Below are 21,885 nucleotides of genomic sequence, written 5' to 3' on the forward strand. Positions count from 1 at the left end.
ATGCACAAGACGAACAAGATCATCATCACCTGCGCACCAACCGGTTCGATCCACACCCCGTCCATGTCGCCGTATCTGCCGGTGACGGCTGAGCAGATAGCGCATGCCGCGGTGGGCGCCGCTGAGGCCGGAGCGGCTGTTCTTCACCTCCATGCGCGGGGGGAGAATGACGGCAGACCAAGCCCGAAGGCGGATGACTTCATGCGGTTTCTGCCGCGTGTTAAACAGGCCTGCGATGCGGTGATCAATATCTCCACCGGCGGCAGCGCTACCATGTCGCTTGATGACCGGCTCGAAGGGGCCAAGGCGGCCCAGCCTGAATTGTGTTCGCTCAATATGGGGCCGCTGATCTTCGACTTTTCCGGCGCAGGAAAGCGGGTCGAACATTGGCAGCATGATTGGGAAGCCGACTATGTCGCCAGCAGTCGCGGCCGGATCATGTATAATGACAATGCCTATATCGAACGGATCATGCTGGAGGTCGGGCGCGAATTCGGCACGCGGTTCGAATTCGAATGCTATGACATCGGCCATCTTTATACGCTGGCGCATTTTGCCGATCTCGGCCTGATCGAACCGCCATTTCTGATCCAGGGCGTGTTCGGGATACTCGGCGGCATCGGACCAGACCCGCGCAATCTGTCACATATGGTGACGATGGCCGATAGCCTGTTTGGCGATGACTATATTTTCTCCGCCTTTGCCGCGGGGCGGCATCAGATGGATTTCGGCACCCAATCGGTGCTGCTGGGCGGTCATGCGCGCGTGGGGCTGGAAGACAGTCTGTTCATCGCTCACGGGGAATTGGCGCAGAGCAATGCGCAGCAGGTGATGAAGCTCAGGACCATTGTCGAAGCTCTGGGGCGTGAGGTGGCAAGCCCTGCCGAGGCACGCCAGATGCTCGGTCTGAAAGGCGGGGACAATGTCGCTTTCTGATCCAGGCGACAGCGTGATGGCAGGGCAATTGCTCCGCGCGGTAGCGAAACGGGCCTGATCCGGCATTTTTGCGCATAGCATTTGCGGGGGCGGGCAGTTGATTTTAGCCCTGACCGATAAAGCATAAAAGTCTGAATAAGGCGCGATGAGCGCGGGCAGCAAATGGGGGATGGGTCTTGCGTAAATGGTCAAACAGAATTGTGCCGCTGGTGGCAGCAGGGGCCGTGGCCGTGCTGGTCGGGGCGTGCACCCCGGCACCGGCAAATCAGCTTCCGCCGCTTGCCATCTATGGCAACCAGCAGACGTTCGAAATTGCGCCCGTTCTGCTGGCGGCAGAGGATTACTATCGCGGCCCCGTGGTCATTCGCATGGGCAGCGTCGCCAATCTGGTGGGCGAGCCGCCAGTGCCCGGCTTCGGTGAGGAAGGCGAAGCCGATCTGGCGACCAATGCCGAGACGCAGGCCCTGCGCTATTCGGTCAAACATCCCGATTTGCGGATCATCATGACGGTGACGGAGGGGCTCTACCGCATTGTCGCGCGGCGCTCCGCCGGGATCGAAAGCGTGGCCGATCTCAAGGGGCACAGAATCGCAACCATCGAACAGACCAGTGCGGGCTATTTCCTGCGCAAGATGCTGGAGCGTGAGGGCCTGCAATTCAGCGATATCGATGATGTCACGATCGTCCCGCTGGCGGGCATGACGGAGGCCCTGCGCAAGGGCGACGTGGACGCGGTCGTTATCTGGGAGCCCGAAAGCGAGAATGCGGCGCAGGTGCTGGGCGATGACCTTATCGAATTTTCGGGGGAGGGCGTTTACCGCGAATTGTTCAACCTCAACAGTACGGCGGGCAAGCTCGCCGATCCGGTGAAACGCGCAGAGATCGTCCGCTTCATCCGCGCCATTATCGATGCATCTGCCGCCTTGCGCCGGGACCCGGCCAAAGCGCAGCAATTGACCATCGCGGCCGGGGGCTTCGACCCGGATGATGTGCGCGAGAGCTGGGAACATCATGGCTGGATTGCCGCGGTGCCTGATGATTTGCTCGATGTGCTGGTCGAACAGGAACAATGGCTTGCCGCGCAAGCAGGGCGTCCAGCGCGGGACCGCGCCGCATTGGCTGCTCTGATCGATACCAGCGCCTATGAAGAAGCGCTTGCCCTGGAGGCCTCCCAATGAAGATCGCACATCTGTTTTTGCCGCTGGCAATGGTCGGGCTGCCGCTCGCGCCCGCTTATGGACAGGATCTGGCGGTGGAGACGGCCAAGGTCGAGGATCTGTCCTCTATCCGCGCGATCAAATATCTGCAGTCGCGCTGGGGGCATCTTGCTCTTTCCGGCGATTGGCAAGGCATGGCCGCGCTGACCACGCAGGATGCCGCATTGCGCCTGCCCTATGGGGAGATTGAGGGGCGCGGCGGGATCGAAGCTTGGCTGCGTCAGACGCAGGGGCACGGCACCGATGGCATGCCGGCGGGGCGGATGAACATTCGTCTCTATATCAGCCCGGTGATCACGCTCGCCCCCGATGGACAGAGTGCCACCGGCCGCTGGCATGAAATCGCGATGACGGCCGAAATCGGGGAGGGCGCCGATTGGCTGGGCGCGACCCATATTGTCGATTATCGCAAGACCCCCGCCGGTTGGCGTATCGCCGGGGTCAGGCCCTACGCACATTTCAGCGGCTCCTATGCCGAAGGCTGGTCCCATGATGCGAAGACGCTGGAGCGTGCGCCCTATCATTATACGCCGGATGAAGCCGGCACCTTGCTTCCCACCCGCCGCGCCCGTTCTGCGCAGAGCGAGGACGCGCTTGATCACCGGGCGACCCTGATGCTCGATCAGAGTCACGCGCTCAATATTGTGAGTGCCTATGGCTATTATCTCGATCGCGGCCTGTATGATGATATCGTCGATCTGTTCGCCGATGACGCAGTGATCGAGCAGGCCGGGGACGGGAGCTGGCAAGGCAGTGACGGCGTCCGTGCTTTTCTGATGCGCTACGGAGCGCCAGGGCTGGATGAAGGCGAACTCAATGACCGCCCGCAATTGATGCCGATGGCGGAGATTTCGGATGACGGTTCCACAGCCCTTATCCGGAACATTGAAATCGGGATGACCGGGCAGCATGGCGAAGAGGGATATTGGTCCGCCACCTTGCAGACATTCTTGCTGCGCCGCGGCGATGACAACAAATGGCGTATCGCCAGCCTGCATCACAGTCCGATCATGCGCGCGGGCTATGAAGAGGGCTGGGCGTCTCCGCTTCCGGCGGCCTTGCCGGATGCTCCGCAAGCGGCCCCGACCGGAACGACCACGCTCAAGAGTGCCGATTTCCGCACCCATAGCCTTTCCGTTCCGCCCATGGGGCCGGAATGGATCATGCCGGCTACCGTGCCCGGAGCAACGCAGGCACCCATTCCGAACGCGCTGGCCAAGGCCGAAGCCTTCGACGGGGCGGAGAATGTCTCCAATGCCTATGGCTATTATATTGACCAGTTCGCCTGGCGGCAGACCGCAGCACTCTTCGCGCGCGATGGGTGGAAGGAATTGAGCTATATCGGGACTTTTGTCGGCAAGGACCGCGTTCTGGCAAGCCTGATCCAGCGCTATGGTGAAGGCGGGCCGAATGATGCGTTTCAGGCCATCCACCAGAAAACGCAGCCCTATGTCACGGTGCTGGACAATGGGCGGCGCGCCTTTATCCGCACCCGCCTGTTCCAGTTCAACAGCGCCGATGGCGCAGCGGGCAGCTGGATATCAGGGATCTATGAGAACCAGATTATCAAGGAAGACGGCATATGGCGGATTCAGGGGATGGATCTCGATTATATCTGGCTGGGTGATTATGACACGGGCTGGACCGGGATAGATCCGGCGGCCAGTTCCCGCTTCGGGCCTGACAAGGCGGAAATCGAAGCCTTCGCGCCCGACAGTCCGCTGCGCGGCGAAACCTTCGCCCCATACCCGCATATCGCGCCGCTCGGGTGGCATTTCGCCAATCCGGTCAGTGGCCGCAAGCCGGAAGTCCTGCTGGAATGGTCCGATGGTCACCGGTTCCCGACCGCGCCATGACAGGCCGAAGCGAAACACCGATGAACGCAGACAATCCCTTGATGGCCGGCATAGGGGGCAATCCGATCATCGATTGCCACGCCCATATTTTCGCCGCCGAAATGCCGGTCAAGGCGGACGCATGGACGGTGCCGGATTATGGCTTCACCGTCGATGATCTGCTCGCCCAGCTGGACCGGTACGGCGTGCATTTCGCGGTGCTTTCCGGCCTGTCGATTTCAGGCGAATATAATGATTACATGATCCGTCAGCTGCGGCGCCACAAGCGTTTGCGCGGGACTGCCATCGTCAATCCGGCGAGCGATCTCTACACGCTTGAACGGATGCGGGATGACGGCATCGTCGGCGTGCGGCTGCAGCTCGCCCGGTGTGATCAACTGCCCGATTTCACCCAGGATGATTTCCGCCTGTTCCTCCGCCGTCTGCGCGATCTTGGCTGGCATGTTCAACTGGCGATCGAAGGCGCGCATCTGCGCGGTGTGCTCGAACAATTGCTGCCCAGCGGGGTGGATATCGTGATCGATCATTTCGGGCATCCGGACCCGGAAAACCCGCTGGAATGTGATGGCTATGGCGCCATGATGGAGGCGCTTGATACCGGGCGCTGCTGGATCAAGCTGTCCGCCGGTTTCCGTCTGCCGGGAACGGCGGCATGGCAGGACGATCCCGATGGCGATGTCGAGCGGCTTGCCGCTTTTGTGGCGGAGGACATTCTGCGCCGGGCGGGCACTGACCGGCTCTTGTGGGGCAGCGATGCCCCCTTTGTCGGTTATGAAAGCCGTTTGACCTATGCGCAGGTGCTGGCCAGTTTTCACGACTGGGTGCCCGATCCCATGCGCCGCGCGGAAATTTGCCGAACCGGATTGAAGTTCTATTTTTCCTAACGTGAACCAGACCGGCACATAAGAAGCGGATTATGTGCCGGTTTGAGCATGAGCCTATACCCCTCTGGAGAAGTACGGGATCGGCGCTGCTGTCATTGGTGTCTCCCAACATGGCCGAGGAAGCGAACATGTCGCTGAACTGGCTGCGTTGCCCATAAAAACACAGGGGGGAGATATATGAAACAACGACAGAAATTCATCCGAAAATGCGGTTCTGGTACGGCTATGATCAGCGTTGCTGCGGCGCTGCTCTATACCGGGCTTTGTGCTGCGCCCGCCATGGCACAGGATGAGGACGGCGCTATGGCAGAGCAGCCGATTATCGTGACCGGCACCCGGATCAAGCAGAACGGTTTCAACGAACCGACGCCCGCAACGGTGTTCGATGGCGAGATGACCCGCGATCTCGGCATCGTGAATGCCGGTGACATCGTCGAACTGATCCCGCAGAACAGCGCGTTCCAGTCTGATGCCACGGCCGGCATTACCGCCGGCGCGGATGTTGGCGCATCCTTTGCCAATCTGCGCGGCCTCAACCCGAGCTCCGGGACGCGCACCCTGACACTGGTCAATTCCCGGCGCTTTGTGCCCACGTCCGATGGCGGTGCGGTCGACCTCAATCTGGTCCCGACCGCGATGATCGCACGGGTCGAAACCGTGACCGGCGGTGCCTCTGCGGCCTATGGCTCGGATGCGATTGCCGGGGTCGTGAACATCATCCTCGATACCGATCTGGAAGGGCTGCGCCTGCAAGCCGATTATGGCCAGACCTTCCGCGGTGATGGCGAGGATTATCACGTCTCCGGTGTGTATGGCACCTCGCTTGGCGATCGCGGCCATATCGTATTCGGCGGCGAATATCAGAAGAAGAAGGGCATCGGCGATTGCTGGGATGTGCGCCAATGGTGCAAGGAAGGCTGGGACGTCTTCGACAATGATGGCGACATTCTGCCAGATGGCAGCACCACCGGTTACAACATCCCCGGCAGCCCGACCTATGGCCTGCCCAATTACATCATCGGCCGGGATTCCAAACAGGCCTTCAACGATGCCCATGGTGTGGTCCGCAATCGCAGCCCCGCCAATCCGGCGGCGCGCAATTACCGCTTCAATGATGATGGAACCGGTATCATCCAGTTCGACCCGGGTGACTATGTCAACGCGAATACCTTTGGTTCACGCAGCGGCGGCGATGGGGTGTCAACCTATGCCGATTCCGATCTGCAGACGCCGTCCCAGCGCTATGTCGGTTATTTTTATGGCGAATATGAGCTGGCCGATGCGATCAAGGCCTATTCGGAAGTGACCTATGCCCATACCGAAGCCTCCAACAGCGGCGTAACCGCTGGCCCGCGTTCGACCTTCTTCATTCAGCCTGACAATGCCTATTTGCCGCAGGAGCTGGTCGATCTGCTCGACGGAACAGCCTTCAGCCTCGGCAAGGATGTCGACAATCAGATCCCCGCCTATAACAGTGCGGAAGCCGATATCTGGCGGGCGATGATCGGTGTCGGGGGCGATCTGGGCGAGAATTGGAGCTGGGATGCCTATTACCAATATGGCAACGTCAACAAGCACCGCGATGGTCGCTATTCCCGGGTGAACACCGAATTCCAATATGCCCTGGACGCGGTGGATGAAGGGGAATTCTTGAACGGCACGGCCAATGGCAATATCGTCTGCCGCGAAACCCTCGCCGCCAATCCCGATCCCCGGTCGCAGGGATGTCAGCCACTCAATCTCTTCGGGCTCGACAATCTGACGGAGGGGGCGATCAATTACGCCTATCGTCCCGTGGTGCAGGATTTCAAATATAGCCAGAACGTGCTGGCGGCATCGATCAGTGGGTCTTTGTTCGACGGTCTCGGGGCTGGCCCCGTGGGCGCGGCTCTGGGCGCGGAATATCGTTATGAAGATGGCGATGTGACCCATGGCGACACGCCCAATTACAACGATTACGCTTTCACCTTCGGCAGTGATTATGGCGGTTCGATCAAGGTGCTGGAAGCCTTTGGCGAAGTGAACGTGCCGCTTCTGGCCGACCGTCCCTTCTTCGATCTTCTTGAACTGAACGGCGCGGTGCGCTGGACCCAGAACACGGCCGACAATGCCAGCACCGGGGAAAGCAAGAAAACCGACGCGGTGAGCTACAAGCTGTCCGGGATCTGGGATATCGGCGGCGGTGTGCGTTTGCGCGGCTCACGCTCCCGCGATATTCGCGCCGCCGGTTTCCGCGAACTGTTCAATCAGCAGGTGCCGACCGAGGAAGGCTCGTCTCAGGGGATCGTCGATAATTTCAACATTCCCGGTTCTCCGGGGCTGGGCGATGATCCGACACCGATCCTGAATGGGGGCAGCTTCGCTCTCGAACCTGAAAGCGCAGATACCACGACTGCCGGGATAGTGCTGCGGCCCGATTTCATTCGGGGTCTGCGCCTGTCGGTCGACTGGTATCAGATCGAGGTCAGCGATACGGTGACAACATTGCCCGGTCAGCGGATCGTCGATTTCTGCGGCGAATTTGATCTCTTCTGCGACCGGATCACCTTTGCCTCACCCACTGACATAACTTTTGTCGATGCGCGCCAGGTCAATCTCGGCAGTCTTGAAGTGCGCGGGTTCGATATGGAGCTCGATTACAGACTGCCGCTGTCCGACATTGCGGAAGATTGGAGTGGTCAGGTCAATCTGCGGGTGCTTGCCAATCATCAATATGATTTCAAGGTGCAGGCAGATCGTACCACGCCGGTGATCGATTATGCCGGGCAGACCGGGCCGGTCTTGCTGGGCGGCGATTTCAATCCTTCGCCGGATTGGATCTGGACCGGATTTCTCAGCTATGACAACGGGCCGTTCAATACGACTGTCAGCGTCCGCCACATCCCCGAAGGCATTTATGATGTCGAAAAAACCGGGCCGGAAGACGAAGGCTATGATCCGACATTGCCGGATAGTATCAATACCAATCGCGTCGCCGGAGTGACCTATTTCGGGCTGGCGATGTCCTATCAGATACCTGTGGGCAGCGGTGGCGACCAGAATGTCGAAGTCTTCGGTGCGATCGAAAATCTGTTTGATCAAAAACCATCCGTAGCGCCGGGCGGCGGCGGATTGGGCGGTTCGAATTATCCGACCAACCCGGTCTATTTCGACACGTTCGGCTCGCGTTTCCGTGCCGGATTGCGCTTCCGCTATTGACCATGCGCGCGGCAGGCGAGGCTGGACTTATGCATCCAGCCTCGCCTGTTTCGAACCGGCGTCAGATCAACAAGTTCAGGGGCTAATTCCGCATATGTTTGATCGCACATTCAGGGCAAAGATCGCCACCTTTCCAATCAAGTGACGGGCCAATAATGCGCTACATATCTCCCTGACAATCAAACATAATAGAATCCCGGGGGATGGAAATTGATAGCGTTTCGTAGACTTCTAGCTCTGCAGGTTTCAGCCGTTGCTGTTGTGGCCGCGCAGCCCGCTCTCGCTCAGGACAGGGCAACATCTGACGAAGGTGCCCAGCGCAGCGAAGCGGGCGGCATTGCGGAAATCGTCGTAACGGCGACACGCAAGGCGACGAATCTTCAGGATACACCGATCGCGATCACTGCGGTCACGTCCGACACGCTTGAAACCCGGGCATTGCAGGATGTTTCAGGGCTGGGCTCGATCGTACCGAACGCCTCCTTCCGGCAGGCGCAGGGCGCATTCGGCAAGGCCGTGACAGCCTTCATTCGCGGTATTGGTCAGTATGACAGCAATCTGGCGGCGGAGCCGGGCGTCGCCTTCTATATCGACGATGTCTATTACCCGCTGCTCTATGGTTCGCAATTCGACCTGCTCGATCTGGAACGGGTAGAGGTTCTGCGCGGCCCGCAAGGCACGCTATTTGGCCGCAACGCGCTGGCCGGGGCGGTCAATATCATCAGCAAATCGCCCGATTTCGATGAAAGCAGCGGCTATACGACTGTCACGCTGGGACGGTATAATCGCACCGATCTCCGGGCCGGTTTCAATGTCCCTTTGACGGACAATCTTGCCTTCAGGGCAAACGGCCTCGTGAAGAAGCGTAACGGTTATCAGGACCGGCTTGATTTTCGCTGCGACATGATCCGTCAGGGGACGCCCGAACTGGCCGGCAATTTCCCCTTCTCCGATGGTGTCCTGATCCAGTCGGACAAGCTGAGCCGTGATGATTGCAAGGTCGGCACTCTTGGCGGGGAAGATGTCGTGGCCGTGCGCGGTGCGGCGCGGTGGGAGCCCGTTTCGGGCCTGAACCTGACCGTGTCGGCCGATTATACGCGCGATGAATCCGAAAATGCGGCGGATACGCTCATCGATGTCAACGATGCGGTGGGGACAAGCCGGGCCAATATCAATGCGGTCGGGGATTACTTCTCGATCCCCGGCGAAATCCCCTTCCGTTATGACAGCCGCTTCGTGCCCGACGATCCCTATGTCAGCTATGCAACCAATGCCGATCCCATCGGTGCTGGCCTCAATCTGCCCGGATCTACTTTCTACAATGGCGATCCGTTACGCGGCGGATATAAATATCCGCTGGTCGGTCCGGTCACCAACTGGGGCGTGTCCGGCAAGCTGACCTATGATCTGGACAATGCGACGCAGATCATGCTGGTCGGGGGATATCGTTCGGTCGATTCCATCTTCGGTTTCGATGTGGATGGATCGCCGATCCTGCTTGAACAGACGCGCAACAATACGGGCTCGACCCATTGGACGGGTGAGCTGCGCTTCACCGGCAGCCGTGATCTCATCGATTGGACGATGGGCGCCTTTTACTACACCGGCGACGGCTATGTCCGCACCACGCTTTCCTCGCCGTGGAATAATCTTCAGCGTTATCAGGATCATACCTATGATCCGGAAAGCAAGGCGGTCTATGCCAATTTCGTGGTGCGGCCGATTGACCGGCTCTCGGTCACGCTGGGCGGGCGATATTCCGACGACAAGAAGCGGGTGAATTACGAAAATCTGCAGGATGGCAATCCCGCCGGCGATATTGTCTTCCAGATCACCCCGGGGGACAAGCGCTTCGACTGGAAACTGGGGCTGGATTATCAGCTGACCGACAATTTCATGGTCTATAGTTCCGCCGCGACGGGTTTCAGCCTGCCCTCGTTCAATTCGCGCCCCTTCCAGCCCAGCCAGGTTACGCAGATACCGGGCGACGAAACGCTCGCTTACGAGCTCGGCTTCAAGTCTGACCTCTTCGACCGGCGCCTGCGGCTGAACATCACGGGGTTCTATACCGATTATAAGACCAGGCCCGGTTCGGTCGGCGGGCAGGAATATCTGCTCGATGCAAGCGGCAATCCCATTCCCGTTTCAGGCGGCGGCAGTGTTACCGTCCCGCTTCCTGCGGGCGGTCCCGATGCGACGACATGCCGGGTGCTTACACCAGCGGAAATTTCTGCCGGGACCACCGGTTACGAGTGCGTTTCGCGAACGTATTACGTAAACTATCCCGGCAAGATCAAAGGGGTAGAGGGCGAATTGCAGGCCGAGCCCATTGATGGCCTGCTGATCGACGGATCGTTCGGTTATGCCAATTTCCGCTCGGATGACCTCGACAATACAACCAACAAGCGCCCCACACGTGTTCCCGAATGGACGGCCAGCGGCGGCATTCAATATGAAATTGACGCGCCAGCGCTCGCGGGCACCATCACACCGCGGCTCGACTGGTTCTATCAGGGCAGCATCGTCTATGAAACGAATAACGATCGCTACAATCAGCCGGGCTATTCGGTCTTCAACGGCCGTCTGACCTATGACAATCCTGATCGCGGTCTGCAGGTCGCGCTCGGTGCGACCAACCTTTTCAACAAATTCTATTACCGCAATCTGTTCGTGCTGCAGGCCTTCGGCTTCCCGCAGGCCAATGGTCAGCCGGCGCCGCCACGCGAATGGTATCTGTCGGTCAGCAAGAAATTCTAAAGGGGTAGCATGATGGCACGATTCAGGATGGCGGGCGCGGCCCGCGTTTCCCTGGCACTGGCGGCGTTCGGCCTGAGCGCTTGCCAGACTGCCGGCGCGCGTGAAACGGCGGCGGCAGGATATGAGGATTTTGCGCCCTATGCGCAGAGCTCCGTCATGCAGCCGCCTGTCAATGAGGATGAGAACGGTTGGGCGGCCTATCGGAATATGACGACCCCGCCTTCACCGGATCGGAAGCTGCGCGACCCGATCCAGAATGGGGCGATCGATATCCATGCCCATTTCGGTCCCGACACATATAAACGGCAATGGGATGCGTTTGAGATTGCTCGCCGCGCGCAGGAATATGGCATGCGCGGGCTCGTCCTGAAGAGTCACTGGTCGGAGACCGCGACCCTTGCGGAACTTGCCCACCGGTATGCGGCACCGGAGGTGGAGGAATTTGGGGGCCTGGTGCTCAACACCACCATTGGCGGGATCAACCCGATGGCTGTGCGCGCCTTTGCCGAAATCGAGGGCAGACGGGCGAAGATCGTCTGGATGCCCACCCATGATGCGCAGCATGAAGTCACTGTGCTGAAACAGCAGCGCCCCTTTGTCCGCGTGTCGCGTGATGGTGAATTATTGCCGCAGGTGTTCGATGTGCTCGATCTGATCAAACACTATGATCTGACGCTAGCGACTGGCCATGTCAGCCCTGCGGAAATGCTGATGATTGTGGCCGCCGCGCAGGAGCGGGGCATCGACAGGATTATCATCACCCACCCCGGCCTTGGCCCGATGTTCACCGATCCGACTGCGCAGCAATTGCAGCAGGCCGTGGCAATGGGGGCCTATGCGGAAGTGGTCGCAAGCGAATTGTTCTCTGCCGCGCATCGCAAGGCGACGGTGGCGATGATGCGGGAAATCGGGCCGGATCATCTGATCCTGTCCACCGATAGCGGGTTGACCGGGACGCCCAATCACACCGATGCGCTGGCCATGAGTGCCCAGATCCTGCGCGAAGAAGGCTTTACCGAAGCCGAGCTGGACCAGATGGCCAAGATCAATCCCGCGATTGTTCTGGGGCTTGGCCAAACGGAGTAAATCCGGCCAGCTCCAGCATCACTCCCCCAGATGTTCGCGACGATATTCGCGCGGGGCGAATGTGAACTGGTCGCGGAAGGTACGGGTGAAATGCCCGGCGCTGTTGAAGCCCCAGGAGAAGGCAATTTCGGTCAGCGTGTGCCCGGCCCAGCGGGGATCACGCACCTGTTTGGCGCATTCTTCCAGTCGGCGGCGCAGGATATAGGCGGACACTTTCTCGCCCGTGCTGGCGAAAATCGTTCGCAGATAACGCGGTGAGATGCGCAGACCCTCCGCGATGGAGGACGGCGAGAGCCGCGGATCGCGCAGATTGTTTTCAATATAGCGGACAACTTCCGCATGGCGCCCGCGGAGAATGGCCGATACTTCGGAGCTTTCGCTAAAGCCAAGCGCATAGCTCATCGAGAGCATTTCCAGCACATGCCGGGCGAAGCGTTCATCATAGATCGACCGGAAACCGGCCTCTAGCTGACTATCGAACTTTTCGACCATGGCCGACATCGTCCGGGTCAGCCCCACTTCATTTTTCAGCAATCGGCCGCAGAATTGCTCCGGCGTCGGCAGATAGGTTTTCAGCAAAGCGGCGTCGACCCGCATCATCACCACGATGCTGTCATCCTCCACCGTGAAACTGTGCGGGGCGGCACTGTCACACAGGACGAAATCGCCTTCGGTCATGACCGCTTCCTGCCCGCAATGCGACAGCAGGCCGCTCCCCTTGGTCTGGAGCAGGAAAGAATACAGGCGGGGGGCGCTGGGGGAAATATGCCGACGTGTGCGCAGGATATTCGTCCGGTTGGAGCACATGCGCGCAAATTGGATCGGGCCCAATTTACCCAGAGTGAGCTGGGCGGCAAAATCCTGATTATTCGCGGGCGTGAAGTCCACCCGGTTCAATTGTTGTGAATAAAGAGCATTCCAGGCTGTTGCACGCGTTTTAGCCGGAAGCATATCCGAACTGAATGATTGCATATTGTCTCTCCCCAGACCCGGATTCTTTTCTGAACCGTAATCTGTACCCTGCTACATTCCCTCATATGAAAAGGAATATCAACTGTTTCCTGACGTCATGCGCCCCCTGCCACGGCAAGATTGGCGCCGGTCACATAGGACGCCTTGTCTGACGTGAGATAGAGCACGGCCGAGGCGATTTCAGCGGGATCGGCAACGCGGCCCATGGCCACAGCCGCGGCCCCTTTCGCTTGCCGTTCGGGGCTCAGCATACCGGTATCGACCGGGCCGGGGGAAACGCAATTCACCCGGATGCCGTCCTGGGCAACTTCACGCGCCAGACCGGTGGAGAAACTGTTTACGCCGCCCTTGGAGGCTGCATACCAGATATATTCGCCCGCAGACCCCCGGTCCGACGCGCGGGATGAAATGAAGGTGATCGAGCCGCCCTGTCCTCCCAATGACCGGGACATCTTGCGCACGGCCTCGCGTGCGCACAGCATCGCCCCGGTCAGATTGACCGTCATAACCTGCTGCAATGTTGCGAGTTCGGCATCCTGCAGTTTTGAGGCGGAACCGGTAATCCCGCTGGAATAGACCATCGCTGTGATCGGCCCATATTCTGCGGCCTTGGCAAACAGGCTGACGATATCGCTTTCGCGTGCGACATCGGCACACAGGTAGTCGGCCCTTCCGCCCGCGGCATTGATCTCATCGGCGACAGACTGCGCCATTTCCCGGCGGGAGCTATAGGTAAGAACGACGTGATAGCCACTGGCGGCGGCCTGTTTTGCCACCGCTGCCCCGATCCCCCGGCTGCCGCCAACCACGATCATTACGCCCGGCTTATCCATGTGATTTGGCCTCATGTTCCAGATCTGCGAGAGAATGGAGCGCTCGTCCGGCGGTTTCAGGAAGAAACAGCGTTGCCACCAGCGCGCAGCCAATCCCGCAAATGGCGACCATAGCCATGGACGCGCTGAGCGGGAAGGTCAGCGCCACGATCGGCACGACCATCACGAATATGGCGCTGAAGGCCCGGCCGAAATTATAGGCGAAGGCCTGGCCCGTGCCGCGCAATTCGGTCGGAAAAAGCTCCGTAAAATAGGGGCCGAAGCTGGCGTAGATGCCGAATTGGTGGAAGCCGTAAATAAAGCCGAGCGGGATCAGTATGTATAGATTGCCGCCCCAGGGCCCGAACAGATAGAGGCTGGACGTTATGACGAAACCGGCCCCGAAAACCCTGAAGACATTCCGGCGTCCGATCCTGTCACTGATATAGGCATTGACCAGAAAGCCGAAAAAGCCCCCCGCACTGTTGATCAAAACACAGATCCCCGCGATCGATGTGCCCAGACCGCGCTCTTCCCCCAGAAAGGTCGTGAGATAGCTGGCCACGGCGTAGCCCGCCCCTTGCGCGCCGACTGCCAGGAGCGAGGCGAGCGCGGTTATGCGGATGATCCGGGGCTTGAAAATACTGGCGATGCTGATGGTCTGGCCGGTGTCTTTCGCCCGTTGCCGCGCCTGTTTGAAAATCTCGGAATCATCCGAACCGCGACGAATGAAGAAGATCAGGCCGGCGGGCAGAATGCCGAGCCAGAAGGCCACACGCCACCCGTATTCGGGGGGGAGGGCCGCAGCGAGTGGCCCGGCGATCAAGGCGGCGATGCCCGATCCGATCGCGGCCCCGCTATGCACTGTTCCAAGGGCTCTGCCGCGATGTTTGGGCTTGATGATTTCGCCCAGCAGCACGGCGCCCACGGCCCATTCCGCGCCGAAGCCAATCCCTTGCAGGATGCGCAAGGCCATCATCTGTTCGTAATTCTGCGCGAAGCCCGAGGCGAAGGTAAATACGCTGAACCATAAAATAGTGAGCTGGAGTATCCGTGCGCGCCCGAAGCGATCGCACAGCCACCCGCCGATCCAGCCCCCGATGGCGGCCGCGAAGAAATTGGCGCTGGCGATCTGGCCCGCTTCAACCAGGGTTATGCCCAGCCCGGTGATCAGCAGCGGGATGAGGTACTGATACATGACCGCATCAGCGCTATCGAGCGCCCATCCTGCACTACAGGTCCAGAAAACGCGGCGGGTCTTGCGATCAGCTTCGTGATACCAGTTGAACAGGCCGTTATTCTCGTTCTCTTCGATCATGCGGCGACGCTTCCGGTCTCTGGCGCATAGGTAAAATCATGGCCTTTGGTTGCAGGTTCGGCACGGCGCATAGAAGCGTCGATCGCGCGACATGGTGTGAATGCAGAATTGATGGTCAAGTGGCACCTCCCAGTGGCCGGCGCTAGCGGCGATTGCTGCAAGGCACTTGCTTGAAACGGCTCGATCACTTCGATGTTCTTGCTTGGCGTAGAGCCGGTGCAGACCGGGCGGGCGATCTCTGAATGCGCGGTGCCCGCGCTATGTCGCAGCCGCCATGCCTGCCAATTGCGTCTTCATCGGACGCAGGGCACTGACGATGGCAATGACGGCGAGAGGGGAGGCGATGGCACAGATTATGGCAATCGCCTGACCCAGATCAGCAGGGTCCTGAAAGACGTAATCGGTCATCAGGGCGATGGCCAGTGGACCGAGGGTGCCGCCCAAGACGTTGACAGCGATGACGTAGGTCATGCTGATCTGGGCGCGCAGGCGAGGGGGCGTCATTTCCAGCAGGCTGGCGAGGCCGCCGCCAAGATTGAAGCCGCCGAAGAAATTCATCGCGCCGATCACCGCAAGGGCGAGGCTCGCAGTGGGCATGAGAGGGAAGGCGATGGTGCAGGGGATCAGGCAGCTGGAGCCGATCAGCGGCGCGACCAGATTGCCGTGCCGTAACTGGCCCTTGCGCATCGCGCTGGCCAGCATTCCGCCGACAAGGCAGCCACTGAGCCCGCAAATCAGCATGATGATTCCGTAATATCGGCCAATATCGGCGAGCGACATGCCATATTCGCGCGCTAGAAATGCCGGTATCCATGCCGCGGTCCCGCTGCCGACAAAGATCAGCAGCGTGAAACCACCGATTAGCCCCAGATAAAATCGCCGATGGGCGTTAAGCTGCCTGAACGCATCGTAGAAACTCTCCCCCTTTGCAGGGGCACCGGCATTTATATCCTCTTGCCCCTGTATGGGTGCACGGATTTGCGGGGGCGGCGTTTTGCGCAGCGGTTCGCGCACGGCGAGCCACACGATCAGGCTGAGAAGAATGCCGGGAATGCCGAGCAGCAAGAAGATCAATTGCCACCCGGCGGTGGGGCCAATCAGCGGCAGATTCATATGATCGCCGGGCGCAATAGTGGCCGCGAACAACCCGCCGAATATCAAAGCGATGGCGCCGCCGACATAGATCCCCGCCTGATAGAGCCCCAGGGCGGTGGCCAGCTTTTCACGCGGGAAATAGTCGGACAAAAGCGAATAGGACGCCGGGCCCAGTCCGGATTCTCCCGCGCCCACGCCAATCCGGGCGACGAATAAACCGACATAGCTGGAGGCAAGACCGCAGGCTGATGTGGCAAGGCTCCAGAACAGGATGCTGCCCGCGGCAATATTGCGGCGGTTCGACCTGTCGGCCAGCCATGCCAGCGGAATGCCCGCAGCGACATAAAACAGGGTGAAGCTGAAGCCGTAAATCAGGCTCATCCCCGTATCCGAAACGTTGAAATCCCGCTGAATTGGTTCGATTAGAAAGGCCAGTATCTGGCGATCGACAAAAGCCAGCGAATTGGCGATCATCAGAATGAACGCAGCGCCCCAGGCGTGTTTTTTCAAGGGGATGGGGTGGGGGGCATCCCCATCAGACGCAGGCCTGCCGGAGTCATATATAGGGAGGTCTCGGGCGCCGCCGACACCTTCGTCCGGTATTGTGCGGCCATTCGCCGTCATTATGTGACCTCTCCACTCTCCCCCTGTTCATGCCTCAAGACACAGCGGTAGAACAACGAAAAATTCCGTAAGCCGCCAGCTTGGCTGTGCCGCCGCGCATAAATCTGGCTGTGTCGCACTGGGCAGACACAGCAAAGCGTCAGCTATTTCATCGCGGCGCTTGTCATGTGTCGGCTTTTACAATTATCAAAGCGCGGGTCGAAAATAAGAGGAGCCCGCATGGCACGCTCACGCCGCAGCTTCAGCAATCGGGTTACTTTGGCATCAGTCGCGGAACGGGCCGGTGTTTCTCCGATGACGGTCTCCAATGTTCTGAACGACAAACCCAATGTGACCCAGGCCAAACGCGATGTGGTGATGGAGGCGGTGGCCGCGCTGGGATATAAGCCCAATCGCGCGGCGCGGGCGCTGGCCAGTGCCACATCCTTCCGCATTGGTTTGCTGCACCGCGATACGGACAGTTCGTTTCTGGGGCAGGTTTTGCTCGGCACGTTGAAAGCCGCGAACAAACACAGTGCCGAAGTGGCCATTCGTGCCTTTAGTGCGCGCAATCCGGCATCCGCGATCGACGCGGCCAAGGCCTTGCTCGATAGCGGGATAGACGGGTTGATCGTGCCGCCGCCTCTTTGCGAAAATCCGGATATGCTGGAATTGCGGAACCGTTATAAAGTGCCCATGATGGCGCTGGTCCCCGGCGCGGGCCTGAAAGATGTTCCTGCCGTGCGGATCGATGATGAACTGGCCGCCTATGACCTGACCCGGTTGATGCTGTCCAAGGGCCATCAACGGATTGGGTTCATTCGCTTTCCTTCCTCCGCTCTGGTGAGTGTGTCGCGCGAAGCGGGCTTTACACGCGCGCTGACAGAGGCGGGGATCACACCCGATCCGCAGCTCGTCTGGGTCGGCCGTCCGACATATCAAAGCGGGCTGGCGGCGGCGGAGTATTTTCTCTCGCTCGACGATCCGCCCAGCGCCATCTTCAGCAGCAGTGACGATATTGGCGCGGCAATCGTCAATCATGCGCACCGTCAGGGATTGCGCGTACCCGAAGATATTTCGGTGGCGGGATTCGATGACGCGCCGATCGCCAGCCAGATCTGGCCGCAATTGACCACGGTGCGCCAGGACATCAGCACCATTGCCGAAATCGCGATTGAGCGGCTGATGAAGTCGCTGAAGGATCAGACCGATCTGGGGGCAGATGTTCAGCTGGTGGAGCATGAGCTGATCGAGCGGCAATCCATCGCCGATCTGCTGCGCTGAGCTGGGCGGGCGCCCTGCCGATCAGCCCCAGCGAGAACCACAGCCTGAGCAGGAGATTGACAGGATCGCAGTTTTCAAATTATGTAGCGCTACAAGAATATAAGATGGGAGCGATGGCTAAATTCGCCCCGAATGGAGGGGTGAATTATGGCTGAGCGAGGGGGATCCATGGCGCAGATGCGCAGCCTGCTCTGTCAGTTTTTCCATCAGCTTTGATCATCCATTGGCCGGGCCGGTTGCCCAGTTTGGCGCCCAGCCATTTCCCGGCCGGGAATTAATGACGCAGCTGCCTGTTTCGAAAAACGGAAAGGCAGACGAAGGGGGGGCACCCCGTTTAGACCAGAATAATAACGCTACTAAGCGGGATGGATGAGGATGAAGATGAAAAAAGCACAGATTTTCGGCGTGCCGACCAAATTGGCTCTGTCTCTGGTTACATGCCTGGCCGCATCAGGCTGTGCCGGATATTCCGCCCCGCAGGATGCTGTGACGCTCGCACCAGAGGCTCCCGCAGCGCCGGACCCGGTTGTTCTGGGCAGCCGGTCCAAAGCGGTCCTCTCCTCTGATGGCATTCTTTACCGCGATCTCGATGGCAATCAGGCGCTGACCCCTTATGAGGACTGGCGTCTCAGCTCGCAGCAGCGGGCGCAGGATCTGACCGCCCGCATGACGCTGGCAGAAAAGCTCGGCATGCTCCTCCACGCCTCCTTGCGCGGTGCCGGCGGAACCTTCGATCAGGCGGCCGATGAATATGATTTCACTCAGGTCACGGAGCGGGTGCAGCGTGACCATGTGAACAGTTTCATCACCCGGCTTTCTGCCGCACCTGAAAAACTGGCTCAGCAAAACAACAAGGTGCAGGAAATCGCCGAACAGACACGGCTCGGGATTCCGGTCACGATCAGTTCCGACCCGCGCAACCATTTCCAATATGTGCCCGGCGCCTCCAATGTTGGCGGCGGCTTTTCGCAATGGCCCGAACCGCTGGGCTTCGCGGCGCTGGGTGATATTGATGTCGTCCGCAACTTTGCTGATATTGCCCGCCGTGAATATCGCGCCGTGGGTATTCAGATGACCTTGTCACCGCAGGCGGATCTGGCCAGTGAACCACGCTGGCCGCGCCAGAGCGGCACTTTCGGCACGGACCCCGCCACGGTCAGCGCGATGGTGGGCGCCTATGTAGCAGGCTTTCAGGGCAGCGATCAGGGCCTTACGCCGCAGGGCGTGTTTGTCGTGGCCAAACATTGGGTCGGCTACGGCGCGCAGCCCGAAGGGTTCGACGGGCATAATTACTATGGCCGCTTCGCAGATCTGCCCGGCGACACGATCGATGCGCATTTTTCCGCCTTTGACGGCGCCTTCGCCGCGCAGGTCGGCGGGATCATGCCAGCCTATCCGGTGCTGCGCGGTGTCACGCTGGATGGCAAGCCGCTGGAACAGGTCGCGCCGGGCTTCAATGCGCAGCTGCTGCAGGATGAATTGCGCAGCAAGCGTGATTATCAGGGGGTGATCCTGTCAGACTGGCTGGTCACGCTCGATTGCGATGAATTCTGCCGCGCGCCGACCAAGGAGCACCCACAGGGCATCGGCGATATCGCCACAAGCTGGGGCGTGAGCGATCTCAGTGAAGAGGAGCGCTATGCCAAGGGGCTGCGCGCCGGAATCGACCAGTTCGGCGGGGTTGAAGACCCCGCTCCGCTGATGAAGGCGGTGCAAGATGGACTGATTACGGAGCAGCGGATTGATCAGTCGGTGGAACGCCTGCTGATCAGCAAATTCGATCTCGGCTTGTTTGACAATCCCTATGTCGATCCGGCGCAGGCCGCACGCATTCTGGGCAATCCGGAAGTGCAGGCCCGCGCAACGCAGGTTCAGGGGCAGGCGCAAGTGATGCTGCAGAATCGCGGCGACATGGTGCCGATGCAGGCGGTGAAGGGCCAGAAGGTCTGGCTATTCGGCATGGATGCGGCCGCGGCGGAGCAGGCCGGGCTGATCGTGGTCGATGATCCGGCAGCGGCCGATTTCGCCCTGATCCGCAGCGGCGCACCGTCTGAAATGCTGCACCCTTATTACTTCTTTGGCAGCCGCCAGCATGAAGGCAGACTGGATTACCAGCCCGGCGATGCCGCCTATGAAGCCCTGCTTCAGGCCAAGGCGGCCGGATTGCCAAGCATTTTCGCAGTCTTCCTCGACCGTCCGGCTATTCTGGGCAATATCGTGGACAAAGCGGATGTGGTGCTGGGCAATTTCGGGACGAGCGATACTGCCCTGCTCGATGTTCTCACCGGGAAAACCCGGGCCATGGGGCGTCTGCCTTTTGAGCTGCCATCCTCCATGGAGGCGGTTGAGCAGCAGAACCCCGCCATATCCAATGACAGCACAAACCCGCTCTTCCCCGTGGGATCCGGGGGCGCATACTGATTGTGCATTGCGTTCTTGCCGCGCGCAGTGCTGCCACCTAACCTCGCCATCCCGGCCCGAAATTGCTTTTTCGCCCGCTGCTTCCAGCTGCGCACGACCCAAAAAATTGGAATTCCATCATGGCGCTAGCCCCAGACATTTCAGCAAGTACCGACCCAAAGCCGGAAATCGCGAGCGATCAGCATATTAATGCGCCCGGTCTGCAGGGTTTTGTCTTTGCCCTGTTCTTCATCTTTGGCGGGATCACGTCTCTGAATGACGTGATCATTCCCAAGCTGAAAGAGCTTTTCGAGCTTAGCTATTTTCAGGCGATGCTGGTCCAGTCGGCCTTCTTCGCCGCCTATTTCTTCATCTCGATCCCCGGCGCGATCATGGTGAAGAAAATTGGCTATATGCGCGGTGCGGTCGTTGGCCTTCTGCTGATGCTGGCAGGTTGCCTGCTGTTTATTCCGGCATCGCAAACCGCCATTTACGGCTTGTTCCTGTTTGCACTGTTCGTCCTGGCGAGCGGGGTGACGGTTGTGCAGGTGGTGGCCAATCCGCTGATTTCACTGCTCGGCAAACCGTCCACAACGCATAGCCGGCTGACTTTTGCGCAGGCGTTCAATTCGCTGGGCACCACGCTGTTTCCCTATTTCGGGTCGATCCTGATTCTGGGGGGCCTCGCAAGTGTGACGGCGGATCAATTGTCCGGCCCGGCGCTCGATGCTTATCGCCGCGCGGAAAGTCAGGCCATCGTGCATGGCTATATCGGCATTGCGGTTGCGCTGGCGATTGTCGCCGGTGTGGTCTGGATGTTCCGCAACAGTCTGAAGGGTGAACAGCATGACAGCGGCTCGCCCCTTGGCGGCTTTACGCTGCTGAAGCGGCCGCGCTTCGGTTATGGCGCGGCATGTATCTTCCTTTACGTCGGCGCGGAAGTGGCCATCGGTTCGCTGATCGTCAGCTATCTGATGGAAAATGATGTGATGGGGCTGGGCGAACAGGCCGCAGGCAAGCTGATTCCGCTTTATTGGGGCGGGGCGCTGGTTGGCCGGTTTATCGGTTCTGCCGCATTGCGCGTCATCAGTCCGGGCAAGGTGCTGGCCTTCAATGCGCTGGGCGCGATTGCGCTGATCCTGATCTCCACCAATACTGTCGGCATGACGGCGGGCTATACGATGCTGGCGATCGGCCTGATGAATTCCATCATGTTCCCGACGATTTTCTCGCTCGCTTCGGAAGGGCTTGGTCCCCGTGCGGCGGATGGTTCGGGTGTGATCTGCATGGCTATTGTTGGCGGTGCGATCATCCCCCCGGCAACTGGCGCCCTGGCCGATGCCACGGGCAGCCTGGCCATGTCACTGGCGCTGCCGGCATTGTGTTATGCCATCATTGCCGGCTTCGGTCTGTTCGCGCGGCGGCCCGCCACGGCCTAACGCTATCAGACGGGGCAGGGCGTAGAGC

General features: G+C 59.7%; 14 protein-coding genes. 10 read left to right on the top strand and 4 right to left on the bottom strand.

What is annotated here, in order from left to right; genetic code table 11:
* The 7 genes from kce (at position 1) to GRI91_RS15195 (ending at position 11,934) form a co-directional block, all read left to right on the top strand.
* Positions 1-936, top strand: a complete 936-nt coding sequence (gene kce / locus GRI91_RS15165) for a 3,5-dioxohexanoate:acetyl-CoA acetone transferase (protein ID WP_160737553.1) — start codon at positions 1-3, stop codon at positions 934-936.
* Positions 937-1,112: 176 nt separating this feature from the next.
* Positions 1,113-2,114 (top strand): ABC transporter substrate-binding protein, encoded by a 1,002-nt coding sequence (locus GRI91_RS15170; RefSeq protein ID WP_237437939.1) that lies wholly within the window; start codon positions 1,113-1,115, stop codon positions 2,112-2,114.
* Positions 2,111-4,009, top strand: a complete 1,899-nt coding sequence (locus GRI91_RS15175; protein WP_160737554.1) for a nuclear transport factor 2 family protein — start codon at positions 2,111-2,113, stop codon at positions 4,007-4,009. The genes GRI91_RS15170 and GRI91_RS15175 overlap by 4 nt, the downstream gene beginning before the upstream one ends.
* A gap of 20 nt (positions 4,010-4,029) precedes the next feature.
* Positions 4,030-4,893: an amidohydrolase family protein gene (locus GRI91_RS15180; protein ID WP_160737555.1), complete on the top strand. Its 864-nt coding sequence runs from the start codon at positions 4,030-4,032 to the stop codon at positions 4,891-4,893.
* 177 nt (positions 4,894-5,070) lie between these two features.
* Positions 5,071-8,091, top strand: coding sequence for a TonB-dependent receptor plug domain-containing protein (locus GRI91_RS15185; RefSeq protein ID WP_237437941.1), 3,021 nt, complete (start codon positions 5,071-5,073; stop codon positions 8,089-8,091).
* A 261-nt stretch (positions 8,092-8,352) separates the two neighbouring features.
* Positions 8,353-10,848 carry a TonB-dependent receptor domain-containing protein gene (locus GRI91_RS15190; RefSeq protein ID WP_160737556.1) on the top strand — a complete coding sequence of 832 codons (2,496 nt, stop codon included), beginning with the start codon at positions 8,353-8,355 and terminating at the stop codon, positions 10,846-10,848.
* Positions 10,849-10,860: 12 nt separating this feature from the next.
* On the top strand, positions 10,861-11,934 hold the full coding sequence (locus GRI91_RS15195) for a DUF6282 family protein (RefSeq protein WP_237437942.1): 1,074 nt from the start codon (positions 10,861-10,863) through the stop codon (positions 11,932-11,934).
* Positions 11,935-11,952: 18 nt separating this feature from the next.
* Here the strand turns inward: GRI91_RS15195 and GRI91_RS15200 are convergent, their stop codons facing one another.
* The 4 genes from GRI91_RS15200 to GRI91_RS15215 all read right to left on the bottom strand — a co-directional run bounded on the left by GRI91_RS15200 (position 11,953) and on the right by GRI91_RS15215 (position 16,605).
* Positions 11,953-12,906: an AraC-like ligand-binding domain-containing protein gene (locus tag GRI91_RS15200; protein WP_160737558.1), complete on the bottom strand. Its 954-nt coding sequence runs from the start codon at positions 12,904-12,906 to the stop codon at positions 11,953-11,955.
* Between the two features lie 95 nt (positions 12,907-13,001).
* Positions 13,002-13,739 (bottom strand): SDR family NAD(P)-dependent oxidoreductase, encoded by a 738-nt coding sequence (locus GRI91_RS15205; RefSeq protein WP_160737559.1) that lies wholly within the window; start codon positions 13,737-13,739, stop codon positions 13,002-13,004.
* Entirely contained in the window at positions 13,732-15,036 is a 1,305-nt protein-coding gene (locus tag GRI91_RS15210) for an MFS transporter (protein WP_237437943.1), read from the bottom strand. Before GRI91_RS15210 ends, GRI91_RS15205 begins: the two co-directional genes overlap by 8 nt.
* 258 nt (positions 15,037-15,294) lie before the next feature.
* Complete coding sequence (locus GRI91_RS15215; RefSeq protein WP_202385625.1) at positions 15,295-16,605, bottom strand: spinster family MFS transporter; 1,311 nt, start codon at positions 16,603-16,605, stop codon at positions 15,295-15,297.
* A gap of 369 nt (positions 16,606-16,974) precedes the next feature.
* On the opposite strand from GRI91_RS15215, the gene GRI91_RS15220 reads away from it, so the two are divergent.
* From GRI91_RS15220 to GRI91_RS15230, 3 genes are all read left to right on the top strand, one after another.
* Complete coding sequence (locus GRI91_RS15220; RefSeq protein ID WP_160737560.1) at positions 16,975-18,018, top strand: LacI family DNA-binding transcriptional regulator; 1,044 nt, start codon at positions 16,975-16,977, stop codon at positions 18,016-18,018.
* 375 nt (positions 18,019-18,393) lie between these two features.
* On the top strand, positions 18,394-20,439 hold the full coding sequence (locus GRI91_RS15225) for a glycoside hydrolase family 3 protein (protein ID WP_237437946.1): 2,046 nt from the start codon (positions 18,394-18,396) through the stop codon (positions 20,437-20,439).
* A 119-nt stretch (positions 20,440-20,558) separates the two neighbouring features.
* Positions 20,559-21,857: a sugar MFS transporter gene (locus tag GRI91_RS15230; RefSeq protein ID WP_160737561.1), complete on the top strand. Its 1,299-nt coding sequence runs from the start codon at positions 20,559-20,561 to the stop codon at positions 21,855-21,857.
* The last annotated feature ends 28 nt before the right edge of the window (positions 21,858-21,885 follow it).

Origin of the sequence: Altericroceibacterium endophyticum (assembly GCF_009827595.1) — a bacterium.
Classification (GTDB): domain Bacteria; phylum Pseudomonadota; class Alphaproteobacteria; order Sphingomonadales; family Sphingomonadaceae; genus Altericroceibacterium; species Altericroceibacterium endophyticum.